Raw genomic sequence first — 21,906 nt, 5'->3', positions numbered from 1 at the left:
CTCATTAAAAAAGGAAGCTTAAAAAAAGCTTCCTTAACCTATTTAGTTATGCACAATTTTGAAAAATCTGTCCCAGCGTATGTTAGCCGGAAACCCTTTATCCTTATCCAGCGATAGCCAAACGAGTATTGGCTTCCCTACTATATGGTCTTCGGGTACAAAGCCCCAATACCTGGAGTCGGCCGATTTATGGCGGTTATCACCAAGCATAAAGAAGTAGTTCATTTTAAACGTATAACTGCTGGCCAGTTCACCGTTAATGTAAATCTGATTATCTTTTACATTTAGCTTGTTGCCTTCATAGGCCGTGATAATACGCTCATAAAGTACCAGGTTCTTCATGTTTAGGTCCACTGTTTCTCCGGCTTTAGGCATTGTAAGTGGCCCATAGTTATCGCGGCTCCAATTGTAGTCGCTGCTAAATGGAAATACCTGGAAACCACTTCCATTTGGTTTTTCTTCTTCAACCTGAATGCTCTTAATAAACGGCATGGACTTAACTTGCTCCGCCTTATCTTTTGTTAGCGGTAAATAATAGTTGGGAGCTATGCCCTGCTGATCGGCTTTGGATATACCGATCCGCTCAAAAAAGCGATCGTTAAGTGCGGTACCATCTGTTTGAACCTTGTAATTGTGTTGGATGTCTTCCGGGTTGTCAACAGCTGTTCCATTAATGTATATTTGGTTGCTTCTTATTTCAAAAACATCACCAGGGACAGCTACGCAGCGTTTCACATAGTTATCGCGTCGGTCAACCGGACGGTAAAGAACCTCTCCAAAAGTATTCGGATCGCTGGCAATTACCTGTCTGCCAATATCCATGAGGTAATGGTTGCGTTCCCAGTCTGAACTAAAAGGCTGTTTCGGCATCAGTTCCTGGTTGCGCATCAGTTGCGACTTGCCCGCTTCCATCATCAGGTTATAGTAGTCGGGATTGGTTTGCTTAAATGGCACGGTATCACCGGCCGGAAAATTAAATACCACAATATCGTCGCGCTTAACATTGCCAAAGCCTTTTAACCGTTTATAGTCCCAATGTGGCCAGCTGGTGTATGATTTGGTGTTAATGATCGGAAAGGTGTTTTGTACCAGCGGAAATGCTATGGGGGTGTTGGGCATACGTGGTCCGTAGCTGACTTTACTTACAAACAGATGGTCGCCTACCAATAATGATTTCTCGAGGGAGCTGGTTGGTATTTTATAGTTCTGAAACAGAAAGATATTAATCATGTATACAGCCAGCAGCGCAAAGATTAAAGCATCTGCCCATTCTATAATGGCACTGGGCTTTTTACCATCTTTTGTTTTCTTCCAAAAGTCCCAAGGTATTTTTTTTGTTATGTAATTGTCGAAAATAAGAGGGTAAAGCAGTAAGAGCCAGAAGCTACCTACCCATACTACCCACAAAATAAAGACCAAACTGGCAATGCCAAGCTTAATCCATTTAATACGTGCTACATTTTGCATTAGCTTGTGATTTAGGTTAGAAGTTTAATAAATCATTCATCGATAAAAAGCCTTTATTTTTGCTGGCAAACTCGGCAGCTAACACAGCGCCCAATGCAAATCCTTTTCTGGATTTCGCACTGTGGTGAATCACTATTTCATCGACCTCCGATTCATATTTAATTGTATGAATACCTGGTACTTCACCTTCTCGAATTGCTTTGATGGCTATGTCGGTGTTAGTTTCTTCTTTGTCTAACTTCCAGCTCGTTTTGGCAGCGATGTTTTCAATTAACCCTTCGGCTAAAGTAATGGCCGTTCCACTTGGTGCATCCAGTTTCTGGGTGTGGTGTACCTCTTCCATCGATACGTTATACTCATCGCTCATTTTATTCATAATGCGCGCCAACTGCTTGTTCAGCTCAAAAAAGACATTTACGCCAAGGCTAAAGTTGGAAGCATAAAAAAATGTTTGCTCCCCATTTTTACATCTATCCTGAATTTCGGGTAATTGATCTAACCAACCGGTTGTGCCCGAAACAACAGGGATATTCGATTCAAAACATTTCATGTAATTGGCGAAGGCGGCTTCGGGACGTGTAAATTCTATAGCTACATCAGCCGATTTAAAAATGTCGTCATCAAAAGAATCATCCCTTGAGATGTCGATAATGCTTACAACTTCGTGCCCACGGTCAAGCGCAATTTTTTCAATTTCCTGACCCATTTTTCCGTACCCAATAAGTGCTATTTTCATTTTTAATCTATTTCTACAGTGCGTGTTTTGGTTTTCACCAACAATATTGTTTTGTTGAATTATATAAAGATGGGTGTTTTATGTGTGTCAAAATCAACAACAAAACAGGCCCTTCGGACAAAGATAAAAAAATCGTGAGTAAGTTGGCGGTCTTCGCGCTCTTTAGCCAGCACACAATCCTACTTTAACCTTTTCTTAACGTGCTATTAATTTCTATAAGAGTTGGCTATTGGGACTAAAAGCTAATGATTGCGGTCTTCATTTTCCTGAAGGGGCAGGTGCTGTGTGGTTCGAATGAGTTTAATTTATTGTGGAGCAATTTTTTTTGCACATACGTATTGTAACACTCGTGTTTGCCTGATGCGACAGAATAGGCGTGTCGCTTTTGAAGTTTGTAAATCAGAGTTCGAGATAAATTTTATCTTTGCCAATGTCAATCATATCAACTATGAAGTATTCATTATTCATTTTAGCAGTTCTTGCCTGGTGCAGCTCCATAAGCCTGCACGGCCAATCCTATCGAAAAACTTCGACATCCGAATACATTGAGCAGTATAAGGATTTGGCGATTAAAGAAATGAAACGTGTGGGCATTCCGGCGAGTATAACGATGGCACAGGGTATTCTCGAATCGGGGAATGGCAACAGTACTTTGGCGCGCAAATCGAACAACCATTTTGGTATAAAGTGCCATAGCGACTGGAAAGGCAAGCGGGTGTATCATGATGATGATAAACGCGGTGAATGCTTTCGTAAATACAAAACGGTGTACGAGTCTTACATTGATCATTCTGAATTTTTGGTGGGCAAGCAACGCTATGCCAGTTTGTTTACGCTGAAAACCAGTGATTATAAAGGTTGGGCAAAAGGCTTAAAAAAGGCAGGTTATGCCACCGATCCCAAATATGCTCATCGCTTAATTGATTTAATTGAGAAGCACAAGCTTTACCTGTTGGATGAAGACCGTAAATGGGAGAAGCCCTCTGCTGTAGCTGGCAATGATAATTTTGAGATAACCACATACAACACCCATGTGGTGGATTATAATAATGGCATAAAATATATCCGGGTGGAAGAAGGTGATTCCTTTGAGTCGGTTTCGGAAGAGTTTGGTTTGCGTCCTTGGGAACTATACCATTACAACGATTTGGAGTCGAACGCCAACATTCAGGAACATCGCTATATTTATATCCAGGGCAAGAAAGGCAGAGCGCATAGAAAACACGAGTTTCATGTTGTAAAAGAGGGGGAAACGCTGCATTATATTTCTCAAAAATATGGTGTGAAGCTCCGCAAGTTGCAGCGATTTAATCATTTGGATGAAAATGATAAGGTAAAGGCAGGCGATAAACTGAATCTTCGAAGAAAGAAAAAATAGCGACAGACATTAGATATTTATGAATAAAATAGGCCTTGAGTAACGCTCAAGGCCTATTTTGCTATTTTGAGTAGGCGATTTGCTGGGCATCGAAGCCTCTGAGTAGTTCGGCTATCGACATTCGCTTTTTACCAGCCAGCTGGAGCTGTTCTATGCTAAGTGCTTCGCTTTGTGTGCCAATGTGCAGATAGGTTTTATTGTCAGAAGCAACCTCTCCACTCTTTAAATCAGCCCCATCAGTAACCGAAGCATAAAAGAGTTTGACACTTACCGATTTTCCATCTTTCATAATAAATTCGGTCCAGGCAGTGGGATAGGGCGATAATCCCCGTATAAGGTTCCGTATGGTAGATGCGTCTTTTGCCCAATCAACCCGACAATCTTCTTTAAAGATCTTTGGTGCAGCATGGAGCTGCTTTTCTTTATCAAGTTCGTTCTGCGGAATAGCAGTTACGTTTCCTTTTTCAATAACAGCCACCGTTTTAAGAACCAGTTGTGCACCTAATACCATCATTTTATCATGCACTGTCCCTGCAGTATCCTGCTCAGTGATTGGCAGTTCGTCCTGGTAAATAATGTTTCCGGTGTCTATTTCATGTCTGAGAAAGAAGGTGGTCACACCTGTTTTTTTATCCCCATTGATAACCGCCCAATTAATGGGGGCGGCTCCCCGGTATTGCGGCAGCAACGAGCCATGTAAATTGAAAGAGCCCAAGGGCGGCATGTTCCATACCACTTCGGGCAGCATACGAAATGCCACAATAATTTGCAGGTCGGCTTCAAGCGCCTTCAGCTCCGTTAAAAAATCCGGATTTTTTAGTTTCTCAGGTTGTAAAACCGGCAAGCCAACGGTAAGGGCATATTCTTTTACTGGTGATGCTTTAAGTTTTTGTCCTCTTCCGGCCGGACGATCAGGGGCAGTGACAACCCCAACAATATTGTAGCCGTTTTCAACCAATGCTTTTAGGCTCTCCACAGCAAAGTCGGGAGTGCCCATAAACACGATGCGCAGGTGCTTATCAGCCATGTTCAAAGTATTTAAAGTTATTCTTTCAGTTCTCGATTTCCTTTGTGATGGGGCGGAAAATAGGGGCAGTGCTTACAGCCGTTTCCACAACAGTAGCCGCGCTCTTTCAGATACTTCTCCGTCATCACCCTAAAACCTCTGGGATCCATGTAGAAGTCTATGTTTTCCTGAAGCGGATCAGATAGGTAGTAGTCGTCAATATTCATCTTCATGATTTTACTGGACAAAGATAAGGCGAATTATAAAAACACGGCTTGTAAAACGCATAAAGGATCGCTTCCTTGCTTTTGGAATGATACAATGAAGCGATCCTGTGCTAATTAAAGGGAAGACTATTTATTTTTGACTATAGTGTTTCATAAATTGGATACGAAGGTATCCCGCAGGGTTCATCGCCTTCGATTGGCTTAAGGAACCTCGGAAGTCATCGATTTTTTCGAATTCATGCTTTTGCATCCACTTATCCAGTTCAAAATTGAAGCGTTCGATCGATTCAACACCGTTTTTATATAAGGTACTTGCCAGCTGCACGGCATGAGCACCGGCCAGAATCATTTTGATAATTGTTCGGGAGGTATGGATACCTGTTGTGGCAGCCAAGTCGCACTCAACACGGTTAGACGTTATTGCGACCCACCTGAGAGGCAGCGTGTACTCATACTCGTGACTGAAGATATGGGTTGGAATAACTTCCAGGTTGTCCACATCAATATCGGGTGAGTAAAAGCGGTTGAATAAAACCAGACCGGCAATGCCTGTTTTTGATAGCCGGGTTATCATGCTTGCCATATTTGAAAAATAATGGCTTATTTTAACTGCCACAGGGATGCTTACTTCTTTTAATACCGCTTTTATGGCATCAAAATACACCTGTTCATTGTCTTTGGCTTCCCGTTCGGTATCTGATGGGAGCGAAAAAATATTCAATTCAATGGCACTGGCACCGGCATCTTGTAAAGTGCGGGCATATGAAGGCCAGTTATGTGCTGTTACGCAGTTGATGCTGGCAATAACCGGAATATTGACTTCTTTTTTACAATCATTAATGAGCTTGAGGTAGTCGCTTAAAGTGCTTTCTACATCAAAGGATTCGTAATACTCCATCGTTTCCGGATAGAGGTAGTTTTCTGAATGCATGCGATTTAGTTCATGCTCCATTTCAGTTACAATTTCCTCTTCGAACAATGATTTAAGCACAACCGCTCCGGCACCAGCTTTTTCCAGATGCTTGATATCTTCAAGGGAATTTGTTAAGCCAGAGCTGGCAGCTATTATCGGACTGGTTAATTTTAGTCCCATGTAAGTCGTAGAAATGTCGGGCATAATTTTAGTTAATTAAAGGGGTTTAAGAATAAAATTCTTCAACTTTGAAGCTAAAGAAATATGAGTGATGGTTAAACAATTAAAGAATTCGTATTGTTGCGTCGGACTAATGTCGGGTACTTCGCTGGATGGTTTAGATATCGTATTGTGTGAGTTTACATGGAGCCAGGAGCAATGGCACTATACACTATTAAAACATACGACCATTGCTTATCCCAATACTTGGCAAAAGCGCTTGAAAGAAGCCCCCGCATTACCAGGGAAGGAGTTGTTGATGTTGCATCGGGAGTATGGACAATGGCTTGGTACTGCTGTTTCTGGCTTTTTAAAGGGGCTCAAATGGCAGCCTGACTTTATTGCCTCTCATGGACACACTGTTTATCATGAGCCAGAGAAGGGATTTAACTTTCAGTTGGGGGATGGAAATATGATTTCGGCTTGTACGCATTTGCCTGTTATTGCCGATTTTAGAAGTCTGGATGTTTGTTTTGGGGGACAAGGCGCGCCACTGGTGCCAATCGGCGATGAGCTGCTGTTTGGTAATTATTCCGCTTGCGTAAATATCGGGGGATTTGTAAATGTGTCGTGTCCTCAATCGCAAAGGCGCATTGCCTGGGATATTTGTCCGGCTAATTTTGTGGTTAACCGACTGGTAAAATCCATTGGTATGGCAATGGACAGGGATGGCCTTATGGGCCAGCAAGGCGACTTGATTGAGTCACTACAGGATGATTTAAGCAGCCTGCATTACTATAAGCAGTCAGCACCTAAATCGCTCAGCCAGGAATGGGTAGACGAATTTATCTGGCCAATCTTTAATAATTACCAATCTTATTCGTTAAACGATCGCTTACGAACGTTTTATGAGCACATCTCAGACGTCATTGCCCACGAGTTGAGTACTTATGTTTCTTCCGGGCGTATTTTGTTTACGGGAGGTGGTGTTTACAATACCTATTTAATGAAGCTGATCAGCGAGAAAACCAAGTCGTCCGTCATTGTTCCGGATGAAGTGCTGATTGAGTACAAAGAGGCACTCGTTTTTGCTTTTTTAGGTTTGCTGCGTTACAGAGGGGAAGTCAACTGCCTGAAAAGTGTAACCGGCGCTGTTTGCGATAGCTCTTCGGGTGTTGTTTATGGTTAATAAATAGTAGCGGGGAGAGCATTTAAGGAAAGAAACTGGTGGAGCCTCAATGGTCATTATCAATCATATCACTAATCACACCCTTAAAATGACCAAATTACTTGACCGCAGAAATAAGTAATGGCATCCACCAGCACCTCTTAATTAAAGAAACACATCAAGCATAAATATGTTTACGGTGAAGTGGAAAATGGGTACAAAAAAAGGAGGTGTGAACCTCCTTTTAAATTATTTTGTGGCTTTTAGCCTTTATTTTCGTACTTAAAAAACTGCAGGTTATGTCCCATTCGTTCCTTTTTTGTTTTCATGTATAGCTCATTGTGCGGATTAGGCGAGACTTCGATAGAAATATTCTCTACCACTTCAAGACCATATCCTTCCAAGCCAATACGTTTAATAGGGTTGTTAGTCATTAATCGCATCTTTCCAACTCCCAGCTCTCGGAGTATTTGAGCACCCACGCCATAGTCTCGTTCATCTTCTTCGAAGCCCAGTTCAATGTTGGCGTCAACGGTGTCGAGCCCTTCTTCCTGTAGTTTGTAGGCTGCAATTTTATTCATGAGGCCAATGCCACGGCCTTCCTGATTCATATAGACCACAACACCTTTACCTTCTTCTTCGATTAATTCCATGGCTCTGTTCAGCTGTTCGCCACACTCGCAGCGCAAAGAGCCAAATATATCGCCGGTGGCACAAGATGAATGAACGCGCACCAGAATAGCTTCATCTTCGGTCCATTCGCCTTTAATCAGCGCCATGTGCTCCAGTCCGTTAGATTTTTGTTTGAAAGGAATGAAACGGAAGTTGCCCACTGTTGTAGGTAGGCTAACCTCTACACCTTTAATAATCAGACTTTCTTTTTGCAGGCGATAGGCAATTAAATCTTTTATGGTGATAATCTTTAATTGAAATTTCTCGGCAATTTTTACCAGCTGTGGCAAGCGGGCCATGGTGCCATCTTCATTCAGAATTTCCACCAGCACAGCAGCAGGCTGAAGACCTGCCAGTCGCGCTAAATCAACCCCGGCTTCGGTGTGGCCTGCACGGCGTAATACGCCGCGGTTCTTGGCTTTTAAAGGGAATATATGTCCTGGTCGTCCTAATTCTTCCGGTTTAGTGTCCGGATTTGTTAGGGCTAAAATCGTTTTAGCTCTGTCAGAAGCCGAAATACCGGTTGTACATCCATACCCCAGCAAATCAACAGAAACAGTAAAAGGTGTGGCGTGACTGGCAGTGTTTTTGCCGACCATCAGATCCAGCTCCAGTTCTTCGCATCTTTCCTCTGTTAAAGGGGTACATATTAATCCACGGCCATGCGTTGCCATGAAATTAACTTTTTCTGGTGTCATTAACTCAGCTGCGGCAATAAAGTCGCCTTCATTTTCACGATCCTCATCATCTACAACAATAATGAGTTCACCATTCTTAATTGCTTCAATAGCCTCTGGTATTGAATTCAATTTAAATTCTTGTTCTGCTGACATTTGCTCTATTATTTTACAGCGGTTCTATCCGCTATGCGACTGCAAAATTAATGAAATTAAAAACCTAAACAATGAAATGCCTCAGGTCTTAGGACTTGTTTCATTTTCTTTCTCCCTGTCTAATCGGTTTTTTAAATCAAATTTTTCTCGTTTAAAAAGTTTTTGGAAGAAGATGCGGTAGGCATCTGCATTGAGTAAGGTTGAGTCGGTTGCTGATTTATAGGTGAGGAAAACACCCAAAGGGAAAAGGATGGCAGAAGATAGCCACATCCCCTGATACACGTGCCAGGCCCCTTCGTTGGCAAACTTTACGCCTAAGGTGTCAATGATGTAGTAAAAGATGAAGAAAAGAATAGAGATAACCACCGGCATGCCTAGTCCTCCTTTTCGAATAATGGCACCTAAAGGGGCACCGATAAAGAAGAAGATGAAGCAGGCAAATGACAGGGTGAATTTGCGGTGAACTTCCATATAATGACGGGTTACCTTTGTTTGGTAGTTGCGGTACCTGGTCAGTTTACCATCCAGCTGCCGGATATTGTCCTGTGCCTGGTTCTTAGCTCTTTCGATAGCGATGAGCTGCTGGTGGGCATTGAGTGACTGCAGTAAAGAGTCGTAGTTAAGCGGAGGAATTGAATCAATTGCCTGCTTAGGCATATTTTTATTGCGGCGTTGGTAATAGCTCCTTTGCTGAAACAGAAAGCCCGCAGTTTGTGTGTTCACCTCTTCTATGAGCGTGCCTTTTTGCACATTCAGGGTGTCAATGCCATTTTTCAACTGGGCGAGGTTCTTCATCCGGTCATTACCCGAAAAGAGTTTCTCATCGCTTCGCTCTAAATTATGCCCTTCCATCTCAAACAAGGCAATCTGTTTTTTAAACCGGTCTTGCCTGAAGCGCTGCTTCTCGCGATCATCGAGTCTTTTTTTCTGTCCCTGAACGTTTTCTTCAAAGCGAATGCCATCGATCAGTGTGAGCTTCATGAAGCCATTATCTTCCGATATTTGTAATTTGCCCGAATCGGCTAAAGTCACATTTGAATTCGGGTTTCGGCTGTCGCGGTGATCATAAATCATCACATCGCGCATCAGACCTGTCTCAGGATCTTTACCGCTTATCTTAATTCTAAAATCTTCAATCCCATCATAAAAAACCTGTTCTTTAATTTCCAGTTCGGGTTTTTTCTGTTTTACCGACCACAACAAGGTGTATAGCTTCAGGTTGGCCCATGGCAATACGTTATTCGAAAATCCAAATGCCAGCACTGAGATAACGATGGTTACATAAATGAGTGACTTCATGGTGCGAAGCAGAGATACGCCAGAGGCTTTAATGGCCGTTAATTCGTAGTTTTCACCAAGGCTTCCAAATGTCATTAAAGAGGCTAATAAAATGGCCAGGGGCAGAGCCATAGGAATTACCTGTACAGAGGCATAAAACAATAGTTCTGCCAGGGTAACAAAATCGAGTCCTTTGCCTACTAAGTCATCTACATAGCGCCACAGAAACTGCATGACCAGAATGAATAGTGATATAAAGAAAGTCATGGCTAGTGGACCCAAATAGCTCTTTAGTATAAAAAGGTGTAGCTTTTTCATGTATGCCTCAGTTTCTTGATATTGCTATTATATAAAATTGCGATGCAAAGTTAGTTTAAACATTTAAAGAAAAACAGCATCTTAAATCAGATTGTGGCTGTGATTACTCTAATAAATGACAAATTAATTGCTTGTTGCACCTACGGGTGTGGTAACAGAAACGCTCAACCGTGGTGGGTTGAGCGTTTATTCTATTGGAAGTTTTAGTTGCCTTAAATAGAACCAAGGCCATGCTTTAATTCGTCTATCTGGTTATTCCATAGTTCGATAGCGTCTTCTTTCTCATCGGGCTCAGCAAAGTCGATAACTACTAATGCCGTTTCTCCGGTTAAATCATCAACATTGATCCGAAATTCAAAGTATGCCTTATCGTCCTCCTCATCTAACCAACGGTAGCGAACCATTTTATTTTCTTTTCGTAATACTTGTTCGGCTTGCTGCTCGGAGCCTTCCCATACAAACGTAAATACTTTCCCTGTGAGGTTAACATCGTCGGCGAACCATTCTGATAACCCACTAGGATTGCTTAATCGGGCAAAAAGAATAGAGGGCGATGTCTTAACAATATATTCAAGTTCGAATTTTTCTTTTTGAGTAGGCATGTTGGTATTTTTTATAAATATCAGTATCGGCTTACAAGATAGCAGAATTCTTGATAAAATTAAAACATCGATAATTAAGAGTTTCTTGAAAAAAAAATCCACATCAATGTTCCTCAATTATAGAGTGTTTCGGTGTTTGGTGAAAAAATAGCTGAAATATTTTCGTTTTTTAGTTGGAGGGAATGAACTTTTGCCCTACATTTGCAACCGCAAAAAAGGAGAAACACAGCGGTGTTAAGAGCTCCAGAAGATGCCGAGGTAGCTCAGCTGGTTAGAGCGCAGGATTCATAATCCTGAGGTCGGCGGTTCAAGCCCGCCTCTCGGTACAAAGCCTTCAGACTTTCTGGAGGCTTTTTTTTGTTTCTAATTTTGTCATCATTCTACTCTAAAAAAAGGTGGCACCATAATTTGTTATTCTATCATCGTACCACCTTATCATTTTTTTTTCAGTTGCCTTTATTGATTGAATACAGCAATGGCTTCTTCCAGCTGTCGGGATAGTTGTTCCAATGTTTTGGCAGCACCGCTTATTTCGTCTGCACTGGCAGCGTTACGCTGGGTAATTTGGTTGAGTTGCTGTAGCGCACTGTTGATTTGTTCAACACCACTCAGCTGCTCCATCGATGCCGAGGATATCTCTTTCACCAAAATTGCAGTTCTTTCAATCTCGGGTGTTATTGTTTCAAGTTTTTGGGCTGCCACACGCGATGACTCCAAGGTGTCAGAAGAGGCAGAGGTGATTTCATTGGCCGCCTGTTGGCTTCGTTCTGCCAGTTTGCGTACTTCAGCAGCAACCACCGCAAAACCGCGTCCTTCCTGTCCGGCACGTGCTGCTTCAACGGCTGCGTTCAGCGACAAGATGTTTGTTTGCATGGCAATGTCACTGATCACATTGATTTTTTCCGATATCTGCTCAATATATTTCGTAGCCTCTTTGGATGCCTGGTTGCTGTCGGTAATGCCAATAGAGGCCTCATTGGCTATCTTTTCCGTTGCTTTAGAGTTGTCGGTGTTTTGTTGGATATTGGCAAACATTTCCTCCATGGAAGAGGCAACCTCTTCGGCTGATGAGGCTTGTTGTGTGGCTCCATCTGATAGCTCTGAAGCGCCGGAGTTGAGTTGCGAACTGGCTTGTACAATTTGTCGCGCACTTGTGCTTACCTGCATTACCATGTCTTTAAGGTTAATCACCATTGAGTTGAGTGCGGCTGAGAGTTTACCGACTTCGTCTTTACTGTCGGATTTGAACTGAACAGATAAATCGCCTTTAGCCAGCTGTTCGGCAAGAGCAATACTTTGTTCAACCGGTTTTGCAATTGCTTTTGAAAGAAATGCTATAAGGCTAAACCACAAAAGTACTATCACAACCAGTGCTATTATAAGTATTTGGCGTTGAAGGGAGATAATGCTTGCGCTTTCATCGCCCATTTTCATCATCATGTCTAGGCCTACATCGGCCGTGGCGCCCACATCCCACATAATGGCTTTTGCCAGTTCAAACTGCTTTAGTTCTTCGAGCTTAACCTGCCTGAATGAAGTGAGATAAGCCTCCAGGGCTGTATTTGTTTTTTTGAGCAGATCTTTCTCTTTTGCCGGAAGCGCTTTGTTTTCAAGTTTGCTTCTGATTGACTCAAATTCAGTCAAAGTATTTTCTATCCGATAAAAGTTCTGTTCCGATTCCTGTTTAGATATATCAACTGCAATTTTAGAAAGTTGGCTATAGGCATTTTGAGCGTTATAGCTGTTTGATGCTCCGAGCGCGTTAAGGGCTGTTAGGTATGTGTTTTTATCGGTATGCGCTCTAAGAAAGGCTTGATAGTAGGCTTCGGTAGTTTGTTGATAAAGCTCTGTTTGCTCATTTAGTTGCTTCATATCAACCCCGGCCGATGTCATTGTGCTGCTGTTGTTTTCAAGAATATTTTGCAGATCTTTAAGGGCCAGCTTCATTTTGCTAAAGCTTTTTTCTGCCCGTGTTTTGTAATAGGGGTTGCCAGTAAAATCAAATGATCTTGCAAATTCTCGTGTTTCATGCCAGTAGCGATCCAGTTTGCCGGCTTCCCTTACAATGGGAATGTAGGTGGTGGTTAATTTTTGGATGCCTGTATTGACTTGGCGAAGATTTGTAAATATAATTATGATTAGGATAATTACTATCGACATAATCATGGCAAAGCCGCTGCCTATTTTGGCGCGGATCTTTAGATCTTTCCACTTCATACGCATGGTTGTTTTTAGTTGCTATAGGAATTCAAAAATGTGAAAAAAATCATATATTGAAAATTTATTTAGATAAAATATTATTTTTATCAGTAAAATAGGTGAAAAACATAAAAATATAGACCATGCGTAATTTAAATTGGCTTACTCTGCTTCTCATGATGTTGCTGACATCAGCGTGTAATAATGAAAGTGCTATCAGTTTAGGGTTTATTTATTCTACTCCCAAAACAGAGCGTTACGTAAAGGAAGCCATGTATTTTAAGAATTATGCTGAGAAGCAGGGAGTAAAAGTGTATGTTGAGCATGGAAATGGCGATGCCGCTCTTCAATATCAAAAAGCCATTGAGCTATTTGATAAGGGGATAAAAGGCTTAGCTATTATTGCAGTTAATGCCAACACGGCAGCTGCCATTGTTAGAGAAGGGCATGAGAGAGGAGTGACGGTAATGGCTTACAATCGCTTGATTAAAAACTGCGATCTCGATTTTTTTGTGTCAGGAGATAATGATGCGCTGGGCAGGATGATGGTTGAGGAGATAGTTAAGGTAAAGCCCACGGGTGATGCTGTTATTTTAGGAGGCGATAAGTATGATAGAAATGCGGTAGAGCTGATGGAGGCCATAAAAAGCTATTTGAATCCACATGTTGAGTCTGGAAGGATTAACGTGAAGTATGAAACATTTGTGGAAGAATGGAGCGGAGAAAATGCAGCCTATGAGTTAGAGCAGTATCTTTCATATACCGGACGGATGCCCGATATTATCTTTGCAGGCTTTGATGGAATTGCGAATGGTTGTATTGATGTAATTGAGAATTATGATGGGGCAAAGCAGGTGTTTATAAGCGGACAGGATGCAACCATTGAAGGAGCCAAAAATATAATGGCGGGTAAGCAGCAAATGACCGCTTTTCACCCCTTAAATGAAGCCTCTACCAAGGCTGCGGAGGTGCTGATTAAGCTAGTTAAAAACAAGAGTAAAGGCAGGGACTTGGCGAATTCAGCGGTTAATAACGGGCAAAAAGATGTTCCAACAGTTAAAATACCTTCGGTGGCCTTAACAAAAGAGAACCTGGAAAAAGTATTAATTAATGAAACAGGTTTTTACAAGCGCGAGCAACTTTATTAGGGGCTTAAGCCTTAGTTAAAGGCTTTAATACGTTCGCTAACATTAAGGGCAAAGGTGCTTTTGAATTGTGTATCAACATAATTGTCGATGCGCATGCATACTTCAGATGAGAATTCAATGCCATAAATTGCAATGTGCAGCCAGTCTTGTGGTCGTAAAGTTAGGGTTTCGGCTTTGAGTATATTAAAGTCCAAAAGCGCTTTAATGATGCCTGCATTAAAATTGTCGCCAGCTCCAATGGTACTAACCGGCTCAATAATAGGGACCTGGAAATGGTGATGAAAACCGGCACCAAACGTGTAAACGCCATTGGCTCCTGCCGTAATAATCAGGTTGTTGCAGTGTGAGGCAACCTGCGCATATACTTCAGTTGGGTTGCTGGTTGCATAAATGTTTAGAAAGTCTTCATCGCTGCCTCTTACTAAATCGGCCAAACGAAAATTCTCTTCAATAATCGGGATTAATTTTTCTCTGTTTTTCAGGTGATGTTTCCTGAAATTTGGATCGTAAATAATGAGGGCCCCATTCTTCTTGGCAATGCTCAAGTATTCGAGTAGGCGGGGACGAATGGCAGGATTTAACCCAAAATAGGAGCCGAATATAACAATGTCATTGGCTGTGAAATCAGGGATGGAACCTTGAAGGCGCTGTTGCGGATAGTCTTTGAAAAACTCGTAATCGGCATTGTTATTGCTGTCCAGGTATGCAAGTGCCAGAGCAGACTTGCCCTCTGAAAATCGGCAAACGTACTGGGTGCTTAGCTTGTTGTCGGTTAAAAAGTCCATGATGTTATCACCTACTTTATCCCTGCCTATTTCGGTGATGAAATTAACAGGTACATCCACACGGGCCAACGACACCAGAGTGTTTAATGCGCTACCGCCGGCTTTGGCAGCTACAGGCTGGTTATTTTTGAATATGATGTCCAAAACAGTCTCCCCGATTCCAAATACACGTCTCATCACTAGTTTTGTTTTGTTCGATTTTTTGTTGTAAAAAAAGCCACCTGAAACAGGTGGCTCAAAAATACGTAATCTGTTTTATTTCACCAACTTACTGATGGTTTTAAACGCGTCAGAGCCGGCTACTCGACAAAGTTCAAACAGAATAGATTCGTAGCTGGTGATGATAACACCTTCTTTCTTGAGCCGTTCTATTCCAATTCGTTTGTTATCGGGGGTTCGAGAGCTAACACAGTCTTCAACAATCACAGGTGTAAAACCTCTTTCTTTAAGGTCGATAGCGGTTTGCAGCATGCAGATATGTGCTTCCATTCCTGCCAGAATAACCGTGCGTTTAGTGCTGGTCTCAAGGGCTTCCATAAAAGTTGGCTCATCGCAGCAGCTAAAAGCCATCTTTTCAAAGTGGGGTTCGTTTTGTACCAGTTCTTTAATTCCGGCAACTGTTTCTCCCAGTCCTTTTTTATACTGTTCGGTTACTAAAACAGGAATGTTCAATGCTTTGAGGCCTTGTATCAGAATTTTCGTATTGGCTTCGAGTTGCTCATGTCCATCAATGTGCGGAAACAAGCGTTCCTGAATGTCAACTACTACAGCAATTGTATTTTCTTTTAAGAGTCTCATGTTATCTGTTTATTAATGATTGTAAATCCAGTTCACTAAAGTTATTAAAAAATGACAGAAGTTCACGGGCTATAAACTCAACACCACCAGGTGTATCCGATTCGATGTTCAGCGGAATAACCGGATCGTGCAGTGAGAGACGAAGCAGGAACCAGCCTTTCACACCATTGGAGCTAATGCTGGTACGCACACCTTCGTAGTTGTTGGGTGCCAATTCCCACCCGGTTTTGGAGGCTGCTAGATGCCCCAGTTCACTAATCACTTTTTCACCATAGGCTTTGAAATCATCAGCTTTAATGGTGATTCGGAATTCTTTGCTTTCGGCTGGTACCGGCAGTTTTTCAATCAACGAGGTTAATGATAGGCCTTCTTTTTTGAGTTGGGCCATTTTTATGATGCATTTGGTTACCAGGTAAGCTCCATCATCCAGAAAATAGTTTTCTTTTAGAGCGGCATGTCCCGATGTTTCAATGGCAAGCCAGGATTCTTCGCCATTCTTATTTAAACGGATGGCTTCGTTAATCACATTTTTATACCCTCGCTTAAAACGGTGGTGTTTGGCTTTTAATTCTTCATTGATAAACCAGGTGAGGCCATCGGAGGTTATAGAGTCAGTAACCACCGTTGCTCCGGGGTGCTCTTCATTAACAATAGCGGCAGAAAGGGCTACCAGCTCATTTCGGTTAATGGGGTTTCCTTTTTCGTCAACAATAGCCGCTCTGTCCACATCGGTGTCAAATATGATTCCCAAGTCACTTTTGTTGGCCTTAACCGCATCGCAGATGGACTTCATGGCAATGCCATCTTCGGGGTTGGGCACGTGGTTGGGAAATTTGCCATCTGGATCCAGAAACTGGCTGCTGCTTACATCTGCTCCAAGTACTTCGAGTACTCTGTGTGCATAAAAGCCGCCTGCTCCATTGCCTGCATCAACGGTTATTTTAAATCCATCCAGTGGTTGCAGGTAGTTGTCTGAAGAGTTGACCTCTTTGCGAATTCTGTCAACCAGCAGATCGGAGTAAACGCCTATAAAGTCCACTTTTGTAACGGTTCCTTTGGGGGCCTCCTCAGTGGGCTGGTTATTTTCGGCGATGGCTAAAATATCTGCAATATCCTTTTTTTCCAGGCCACCATCGGGCGTGAAAAACTTTAGTCCGTTGCGGTTAAATGGCAAGTGGCTGGCCGTAAGCATAACTGCTCCATGTGCGTTGTAAGGAGCTGTAACGGTGGTCATAAACATGGCTGGTGTCGATGCCATCTCACAATCGAGTACTTCGGCGCCCGCTGCGACTAATGCTTCAATGAAAGCAGCTTTAAGTTGGGGGCCAGATAGGCGAGAGTCCATCCCAACGGCAATTTTTAGCGGAGAAGCGCTGTTGCTTTTGCCTTTGAGCCATTCGTAAAAAGCCGTGCCAAGCTGCCCAACTATATTCGAGTCCAGGTTGACATCCTGACCGGCAATGCCGGTTAAAGCTACGCCACGGATGTCAGAGCCATTTTGAAGTTGTTTCCAGTTAAAACCCATATTTACTTGTTTATCCCTGCGGCTTCGCGTGATTTATGCCCAAGATATCCGCCATGATGGCGCTTGGCATAGTCGGTGTTAGTAAAGTTAATTTTCTTCATCAATAGAACAACCAGAATATCTCCGATCACAGTCATGGTGGTTGTTGATGTTGTAGGAGTTAGCCCTAGTGTGCATACTTCCTTGGGGTTGCCGGTGCTGATGCATACATTGGTTTCCTTTGCCAGTACAGATTCGGTATTACTGGTGATTACCACAATAGGGATGTTAGGGCGCAGTCCTCTGGCTAAATCAATAAGCTCAATAATTTCTCTGGTTTTTCCGGAGTTGGAGATCATCAGCAGGATGTCGTTTTCCTGAACAATGCCTAAATCACCGTGCTGAGCTTCACTTGGGTGTAGAAAGCAGGAAGGGGTTCCCGTGGAACTAAAAGTGGTTGCCATATTAATAGCAATTTGTCCAGCTTTCCCCATTCCAGAGGTGATTAGCTTGCCGCCTTTTTGATGCACATATTCATGAATCAGGTCTGTTGCCTTAACAAAATCGTCGGTAACAGGAATATTACTTACGGCCTGGGCCTCGTGCTGTAATATGCTTCTTATTTCTTCTAAGACCATGGTTATTCTTTTTTAAAATACAAAGTTACCATTTTTAAAAGAAACTCATTTGAGCTTTGTCATGCTATATTTTATCGGGAGGTAGACTTTCTGTTAATGATAACTGAATGAGTGCATTAAGCCAAATCTGATAGCTGTCTGGTTTGTTGTGCTTTTTAAGTTTTCGGTAGGCCCTTTTGAGTGCTTGATTGGCCTGTAGTGGGTAGTACCAGAATACCATAAGTAAATTAAAGCACCTTTGCCAATCGGGATAGAAGTTGCACACTGAGCGAAAATAGTGCTCGTGGAGGTCGAAGATGGTTGGAGGAAGAGGAATGTCTCCTTTAATGAGGGCAGGTAGCTGGGGCTGGGATAAAAGGCCTCGACCCAGCATCAGACCTTTTATGTCTGGAAACTGTTTTATGAGACGATGTGCATCAGTGCTTGTGTTGATATCGCCATTGGCAATGATGGTGTGTTTACTGAGCTGCTGCAAATGGGAAAAGGCTCCCCAGTCTGGTTGTCCTGTGTATTTTTGTGACACAAGTCGCGGATGAATAATCAATTCTTCCAGTGGAAACTGATTCAGCAGTTTAACAATGGTTTCGCCTTCATGAATACTTTGGGTCCCCATTCTCATTTTTACCGAGAGCTTAATGGAGATATTTTCTGAAAAGAAAGCTTCCAGCATGGTTTTAACCAGCTCCGGATGCTGAAGGATGCCACCTCCTCGTTGGCGCATTGTTAACATTGGAAACGGACAGCCCATATTGATGTTAATTTCATCAAAACCTGCTTTTTGCACTTCCCGGGCAAAGTCAATGAGGTATTTTGCCTGATTCGTTGCAACCTGGGGGATGCAGTTGAGCCCCTCATTAAGTTGCCTGGATAATTCGGGTTCGTGCAGGAGACTCTCAATACCGCTTTTGTCCTCAAAAAACGGCGTAAAATACTTGTCCATATGCCCAAATGTGCAGGCGTGTGCCTGCCGGTAGAATGCCGTGGTGTAGCTCTGCAGAGGCGCCATATATAGCTTCATGATGTGCTAGCTCTGAGGGGTGAGTAAAGGGTATGCTTTCTGCGCATTGAGCCAATAGATTTTATCTATCACCCCCTTGGGAAGGCCAAGTCCTTTAAAAACGTCATTAACCTGCCAGGTTGTTTGTTCGTTTGTTTGGGTGAAAAAGCACCATTGGCTTCGCCACCGTTGTTCAGCTTCTATTAGCAGCTGTTGTTCATCTTCTGTATCCTTAAAAACAATATCTGAACCATAGAGCAGGCGGTCCTGGTATTTAATCATAAAATCATACACCCCTTGGTGGTTTTGCACAGCCTGATGTTGCAGGTGACACACACGTTCGGCTAAATCCATATACATGTTAGGATAAGCGTCCAGTCGCTTGGCAATGGCTTCAATACTGTATTCGCTGCTGCCTAAATGGGCGCCAATAAAACGCAGTTGCGGGTGACGCGCCAACACCTCGTTGCAGGCCTCAATATGGTCGGCATGAGCTGGCATGTGGGGATGCAAATGCATGTGAAATTCGGGGTGATTTTGATAATAGCGCCTGTCCGACTCAACGGTCATTTCGTTTACTGGTAGCCAGCAGTTAAGAGGTTCGCCAAAATGGCCCAGTAAGGGGATGTGGTTTGTTTCAAGGTACTGCAGCAGCGGAACTAAAACCGGATGATTAATCATGACAAGCTTATTCTTGTATGTGTGTTTCATCCCAATATTTTTCCACAGTTTAACGCCAATTGCTCCACCTGCCATTTCAGCAGGAATGTGTTTGCAGGCTGCTTGAATTGATTCGCTGGTAACCGGATTGGCCATTGGGATAGCCCCTATATAGGAATAGAATTGGGGCGTGTTTTGTTTGTGAAAACGGGCAAGTTGGTTTTGCTCGGGCAGTGGCAGCCACTCGCTCTCCTGGAAATCAACATTGATTGAAACCAGGTGTATATTGCACTTTTGTGCATGTTTTAGAAATGTATTACTACGGGTGTAATAGTGTAAGTGAGCATCAATCTTTTTTACCGAATAAAAATCCTCCTCTGAATACCAATCTCCCTTTTTCATGCTAAATAAATCCCTTTTGAGCCTGAAAAATAGTAAATAATTATCAATGCGAATACGGTGTTTATACCACAGCCTTTATTACTGGTTTCGTATGGTTAGCTTTGGTTGGGCGTTACCTTTCGTAATTATTTAAAATGCAATGATAAAAAAGGAAACAGGCTTTTTGTTGCACTCTTAACTGTAGTGTTTAGTAACTATATTGCTTTCATATGCTTATTCAATAATATTTTTACTTATTTTGTGAGAAAAACAGGCAAGAGTTGTCTGTGTATTTCACCAGGTTGAGCTATTAATAATATAATTATGAATGATTTTGATCCAAATACAACTGTCGGAAGACGAGGGTTAATACTCAAATTATTAGATGCTAAAGGTCAGGTAAACGTGCACGAACTGAGTGAGCAGTTTAATGTAAGTGAGGTGACCATAAGGAATGATCTCACTCAATTGGAGCATAAAAACCTGTTAATCAGAGCCAGGGGTGGAGCTATAAAAACGGATAAAGTGACTTTGGATATGAAGCTTTCGGATAAGAAAGTGAAGAACGCCAAAGAAAAAGAAGCCATTGGTAAGCGTGCGGCCCGGCTCATTGAAGAAGGGGACACCATTGTGCTCGACAGTGGCACCACTACCCGCGAAGTTTCAACCCATTTGAGTAAGTTTAAGAGTTTAACGGTGATAACCAATGCGCTTAATATTGCCGGACCTTTGGCCGAATTAGATCAGATTAACGTAATTATGCCCGGAGGTGTAATGCGGAAGAAATCCCTATCGCTCGTGGGTTCCATTGCTCAAAATAGTTTTAAGAACTTCTTTTGTGATAAACTGTTCATAGGAGCCGATGGTATTGATGTTAATCTGGGTTTCAGCACTCCTCACCTGGAAGAAGCGGCCCTGAACCGCACAATGCTTAAAATGGCAAAAAAAGTAATTTTGGTTGTCGATTCCAGTAAGTTTAAAAAGAGGAGCCTGGCTGTAATTGGTCAGATAAAAGATATTGATATTCTGGTGACCGATCGTGGAATTTCAGAAGATGATAAGGAAAAGTTGCTAAATGCCGGGGTTGAGGTGATCATCACAGATTAACTAAAACTTTACAAGAAATAATGCAAGGGCCACGAAAAGTGGTCCTTTTTTATGGGATGAACTATCAATACTTAATATTGTTATAAAAAAAAATGACACGATGCATATAATTATATCTCCAGCTAAATCATTGGATTTTGAAACCAAGGCGCCAAAAACAGACCATACCACAATTCGTTTTCACAACGAAGCGCAGGCCATTGTTCAGGAACTAAAAAAGTATTCACCCGACAAGTTGATGGACTTGATGAAGATTAGTTCGCAGTTGGGACAGCTTAATTACCAGCGGTTTCAGGAGTGGGAGTATCCCTTTAGCAGCGAGGAGGCTAAAGCAGCGCTTTTTGCGTTTAAAGGCGATGTTTATACCGGGCTGGAGGCTAATACACTCAATGAGAGGGAAGTGCAATATGCGCAAGAGAAGCTTCGAATTCTGTCGGGCTTATACGGTTTGCTTCGGCCCTTGGATAGCATATTGGCCTATCGTTTGGAGATGGGGACAAAGTTAGCGGTGCAGGAGAAGCAAAATCTGTATAGTTTTTGGGGAGATAAGATTGCTGCTTTGCTCGAAGCTGATATGAATGAGCAGGGATCAGAGGTGCTGGTCAATCTGGCATCAAATGAGTATTTTAAGGCAATTGATAAAAAGGCGTTTGGCAAACAGGTGGTTACGCCCGTTTTTAAGGACTGGAAAAACGGACAATATAAGGTTATTAGTTTCTTTGCTAAGAAAGCACGTGGACTAATGACGCGGTTCATTATCCAACATAAGATTACCCAAGCTGATGATTTGATAGCTTTTAATGAAGGCGGATATTATTATAAAGCAGATCTATCGAAAACTAACCAGCCTGTGTTTGTTCGCGAGCATGAAGATTAATTTCCTGGAATAGGTTTGACTCCAATAGTTTTTTTTAATAACTTTTTTGATGGCA

The 21,906-nt window shown here is 42.4% G+C and carries 19 protein-coding genes, 1 tRNA gene and 1 pseudogene; 6 read left to right on the top strand and 15 right to left on the bottom strand.

Annotated elements, in window-relative coordinates; all coding sequences use genetic code 11:
* Positions 1 to 42: 42 nt before the first annotated feature.
* On the bottom strand, positions 43 to 1,467 hold the full coding sequence (locus ACSX1H_RS12590; RefSeq protein WP_439184404.1) for a S26 family signal peptidase: 1,425 nt from the start codon (positions 1,465 to 1,467) through the stop codon (positions 43 to 45).
* A 16-nt stretch (positions 1,468 to 1,483) separates the two neighbouring features.
* Positions 1,484 to 2,203, bottom strand: a complete 720-nt coding sequence (gene dapB / locus ACSX1H_RS12585; RefSeq protein ID WP_439184402.1) for a 4-hydroxy-tetrahydrodipicolinate reductase — start codon at positions 2,201 to 2,203, stop codon at positions 1,484 to 1,486.
* A gap of 448 nt (positions 2,204 to 2,651) precedes the next feature.
* Here dapB and ACSX1H_RS12580 point away from each other — a divergent pair, with 448 nt between their 5' ends.
* Positions 2,652 to 3,581 (top strand): glucosaminidase domain-containing protein, encoded by a 930-nt coding sequence (locus ACSX1H_RS12580; protein ID WP_439184400.1) that lies wholly within the window; start codon positions 2,652 to 2,654, stop codon positions 3,579 to 3,581.
* Between the two features lie 61 nt (positions 3,582 to 3,642).
* Here ACSX1H_RS12580 and fmt read toward each other — a convergent pair whose 3' ends face one another.
* The 3 genes from fmt to ACSX1H_RS12565 form a co-directional block, all read right to left on the bottom strand.
* Complete coding sequence (gene fmt, locus ACSX1H_RS12575) at positions 3,643 to 4,608, bottom strand: methionyl-tRNA formyltransferase (RefSeq protein ID WP_439184398.1); 966 nt, start codon at positions 4,606 to 4,608, stop codon at positions 3,643 to 3,645.
* Between the two features lie 17 nt (positions 4,609 to 4,625).
* Positions 4,626 to 4,814, bottom strand: a complete 189-nt coding sequence (locus ACSX1H_RS12570) for a C1orf53 family protein (RefSeq protein WP_439184397.1) — start codon at positions 4,812 to 4,814, stop codon at positions 4,626 to 4,628.
* 130 nt (positions 4,815 to 4,944) lie between these two features.
* A complete protein-coding gene (locus ACSX1H_RS12565; protein WP_439184395.1) occupies positions 4,945 to 5,931 on the bottom strand; it encodes a dihydroorotate dehydrogenase-like protein in 987 nt (328 codons plus the stop codon).
* A gap of 67 nt (positions 5,932 to 5,998) precedes the next feature.
* Here ACSX1H_RS12565 and ACSX1H_RS12560 point away from each other — a divergent pair, with 67 nt between their 5' ends.
* Complete coding sequence (locus ACSX1H_RS12560; protein WP_439184393.1) at positions 5,999 to 7,075, top strand: anhydro-N-acetylmuramic acid kinase; 1,077 nt, start codon at positions 5,999 to 6,001, stop codon at positions 7,073 to 7,075.
* A 242-nt stretch (positions 7,076 to 7,317) separates the two neighbouring features.
* Here ACSX1H_RS12560 and ACSX1H_RS12555 read toward each other — a convergent pair whose 3' ends face one another.
* From ACSX1H_RS12555 to ACSX1H_RS12545, 3 genes are all read right to left on the bottom strand, one after another.
* Positions 7,318 to 8,559 carry a bifunctional 3,4-dihydroxy-2-butanone-4-phosphate synthase/GTP cyclohydrolase II gene (locus tag ACSX1H_RS12555; protein ID WP_439184391.1) on the bottom strand — a complete coding sequence of 414 codons (1,242 nt, stop codon included), beginning with the start codon at positions 8,557 to 8,559 and terminating at the stop codon, positions 7,318 to 7,320.
* A gap of 81 nt (positions 8,560 to 8,640) precedes the next feature.
* Entirely contained in the window at positions 8,641 to 10,155 is a 1,515-nt protein-coding gene (locus ACSX1H_RS12550) for an LptF/LptG family permease (RefSeq protein WP_439184390.1), read from the bottom strand.
* A 212-nt stretch (positions 10,156 to 10,367) separates the two neighbouring features.
* Positions 10,368 to 10,757 (bottom strand): START-like domain-containing protein, encoded by a 390-nt coding sequence (locus ACSX1H_RS12545; protein WP_439184388.1) that lies wholly within the window; start codon positions 10,755 to 10,757, stop codon positions 10,368 to 10,370.
* 252 nt (positions 10,758 to 11,009) lie between these two features.
* On the opposite strand from ACSX1H_RS12545, the gene ACSX1H_RS12540 reads away from it, so the two are divergent.
* A tRNA-Met gene (locus ACSX1H_RS12540) sits at positions 11,010 to 11,083 on the top strand.
* Between the two features lie 232 nt (positions 11,084 to 11,315).
* Here ACSX1H_RS12540 and ACSX1H_RS12535 read toward each other — a convergent pair.
* A pseudogene (locus tag ACSX1H_RS12535) lies at positions 11,316 to 12,974 on the bottom strand (methyl-accepting chemotaxis protein); the annotation flags it as partial.
* Positions 12,975 to 13,099: 125 nt separating this feature from the next.
* Here ACSX1H_RS12535 and ACSX1H_RS12530 point away from each other — a divergent pair.
* The gene (locus ACSX1H_RS12530; protein ID WP_439184387.1) at positions 13,100 to 14,104 is read left to right on the top strand and encodes a substrate-binding domain-containing protein; all 1,005 of its coding nucleotides are present in this window, start codon (positions 13,100 to 13,102) and stop codon (positions 14,102 to 14,104) included.
* Positions 14,105 to 14,115: 11 nt separating this feature from the next.
* Here ACSX1H_RS12530 and ACSX1H_RS12525 read toward each other — a convergent pair whose 3' ends face one another.
* The 6 genes from ACSX1H_RS12525 to ACSX1H_RS12500 all read right to left on the bottom strand — a co-directional run bounded on the left by ACSX1H_RS12525 (position 14,116) and on the right by ACSX1H_RS12500 (position 19,888).
* Positions 14,116 to 15,066 (bottom strand): PfkB family carbohydrate kinase, encoded by a 951-nt coding sequence (locus tag ACSX1H_RS12525; protein WP_439184386.1) that lies wholly within the window; start codon positions 15,064 to 15,066, stop codon positions 14,116 to 14,118.
* 78 nt (positions 15,067 to 15,144) lie between these two features.
* On the bottom strand, positions 15,145 to 15,687 hold the full coding sequence (locus tag ACSX1H_RS12520) for a hydrolase (protein ID WP_439184385.1): 543 nt from the start codon (positions 15,685 to 15,687) through the stop codon (positions 15,145 to 15,147).
* A gap of 1 nt (position 15,688) precedes the next feature.
* A complete protein-coding gene (locus tag ACSX1H_RS12515; RefSeq protein ID WP_439184384.1) occupies positions 15,689 to 17,212 on the bottom strand; it encodes a phosphohexomutase domain-containing protein in 1,524 nt (507 codons plus the stop codon).
* A 2-nt stretch (positions 17,213 to 17,214) separates the two neighbouring features.
* A complete protein-coding gene (locus tag ACSX1H_RS12510) occupies positions 17,215 to 17,829 on the bottom strand; it encodes an SIS domain-containing protein (protein ID WP_439184382.1) in 615 nt (204 codons plus the stop codon).
* A 64-nt stretch (positions 17,830 to 17,893) separates the two neighbouring features.
* Positions 17,894 to 18,847 carry a tRNA-dihydrouridine synthase gene (locus ACSX1H_RS12505; RefSeq protein ID WP_439184380.1) on the bottom strand — a complete coding sequence of 318 codons (954 nt, stop codon included), beginning with the start codon at positions 18,845 to 18,847 and terminating at the stop codon, positions 17,894 to 17,896.
* Between the two features lie 6 nt (positions 18,848 to 18,853).
* Positions 18,854 to 19,888 (bottom strand): amidohydrolase family protein, encoded by a 1,035-nt coding sequence (locus ACSX1H_RS12500; protein WP_439184378.1) that lies wholly within the window; start codon positions 19,886 to 19,888, stop codon positions 18,854 to 18,856.
* Between the two features lie 303 nt (positions 19,889 to 20,191).
* On the opposite strand from ACSX1H_RS12500, the gene agaR reads away from it, so the two are divergent.
* Together agaR and yaaA are read left to right on the top strand one after the other, a co-directional pair.
* Positions 20,192 to 20,974 carry a transcriptional repressor AgaR gene (agaR, locus tag ACSX1H_RS12495; RefSeq protein WP_439184377.1) on the top strand — a complete coding sequence of 261 codons (783 nt, stop codon included), beginning with the start codon at positions 20,192 to 20,194 and terminating at the stop codon, positions 20,972 to 20,974.
* 100 nt (positions 20,975 to 21,074) lie between these two features.
* A complete protein-coding gene (yaaA, locus tag ACSX1H_RS12490; protein WP_439184375.1) occupies positions 21,075 to 21,851 on the top strand; it encodes a peroxide stress protein YaaA in 777 nt (258 codons plus the stop codon).
* Positions 21,852 to 21,906: the final 55 nt, after the last annotated feature.

The organism is Carboxylicivirga taeanensis, from assembly GCF_051851475.1.
In the GTDB taxonomy this organism is placed as follows: Bacteria; Bacteroidota; Bacteroidia; order Bacteroidales; family Marinilabiliaceae; genus Carboxylicivirga; species Carboxylicivirga taeanensis.
Note: the sequence above shows the minus strand (reverse complement) of the source record. Positions and strands in the feature narration are given on the sequence as shown.

Coding starts and splice junctions, on each gene's coding strand:
- dapB (WP_439184402.1), bottom strand. CDS start 2,203: ATGAAAATAGCACTTATTGGGTACGGAAAAATGGGTCAGGAAATTGAA.
- ACSX1H_RS12560 (WP_439184393.1), top strand. CDS start 5,999: ATGGTTAAACAATTAAAGAATTCGTATTGTTGCGTCGGACTAATGTCG.
- ACSX1H_RS12500 (WP_439184378.1), bottom strand. CDS start 19,888: ATGAAAAAGGGAGATTGGTATTCAGAGGAGGATTTTTATTCGGTAAAA.
- ACSX1H_RS12520 (WP_439184385.1), bottom strand. CDS start 15,687: ATGAGACTCTTAAAAGAAAATACAATTGCTGTAGTAGTTGACATTCAG.
- yaaA (WP_439184375.1), top strand. CDS start 21,075: ATGCATATAATTATATCTCCAGCTAAATCATTGGATTTTGAAACCAAG.
- ACSX1H_RS12555 (WP_439184391.1), bottom strand. CDS start 8,559: ATGTCAGCAGAACAAGAATTTAAATTGAATTCAATACCAGAGGCTATT.
- ACSX1H_RS12565 (WP_439184395.1), bottom strand. CDS start 5,931: ATGCCCGACATTTCTACGACTTACATGGGACTAAAATTAACCAGTCCG.
- ACSX1H_RS12515 (WP_439184384.1), bottom strand. CDS start 17,212: ATGGGTTTTAACTGGAAACAACTTCAAAATGGCTCTGACATCCGTGGC.
- ACSX1H_RS12580 (WP_439184400.1), top strand. CDS start 2,652: ATGAAGTATTCATTATTCATTTTAGCAGTTCTTGCCTGGTGCAGCTCC.
- ACSX1H_RS12530 (WP_439184387.1), top strand. CDS start 13,100: ATGCGTAATTTAAATTGGCTTACTCTGCTTCTCATGATGTTGCTGACA.
- ACSX1H_RS12570 (WP_439184397.1), bottom strand. CDS start 4,814: ATGAATATTGACGACTACTACCTATCTGATCCGCTTCAGGAAAACATA.
- ACSX1H_RS12590 (WP_439184404.1), bottom strand. CDS start 1,467: ATGCAAAATGTAGCACGTATTAAATGGATTAAGCTTGGCATTGCCAGT.
- ACSX1H_RS12545 (WP_439184388.1), bottom strand. CDS start 10,757: ATGCCTACTCAAAAAGAAAAATTCGAACTTGAATATATTGTTAAGACA.
- ACSX1H_RS12505 (WP_439184380.1), bottom strand. CDS start 18,847: ATGAAGCTATATATGGCGCCTCTGCAGAGCTACACCACGGCATTCTAC.
- fmt (WP_439184398.1), bottom strand. CDS start 4,608: ATGGCTGATAAGCACCTGCGCATCGTGTTTATGGGCACTCCCGACTTT.
- ACSX1H_RS12510 (WP_439184382.1), bottom strand. CDS start 17,829: ATGGTCTTAGAAGAAATAAGAAGCATATTACAGCACGAGGCCCAGGCC.
- ACSX1H_RS12525 (WP_439184386.1), bottom strand. CDS start 15,066: ATGAGACGTGTATTTGGAATCGGGGAGACTGTTTTGGACATCATATTC.
- ACSX1H_RS12550 (WP_439184390.1), bottom strand. CDS start 10,155: ATGAAAAAGCTACACCTTTTTATACTAAAGAGCTATTTGGGTCCACTA.
- agaR (WP_439184377.1), top strand. CDS start 20,192: ATGAATGATTTTGATCCAAATACAACTGTCGGAAGACGAGGGTTAATA.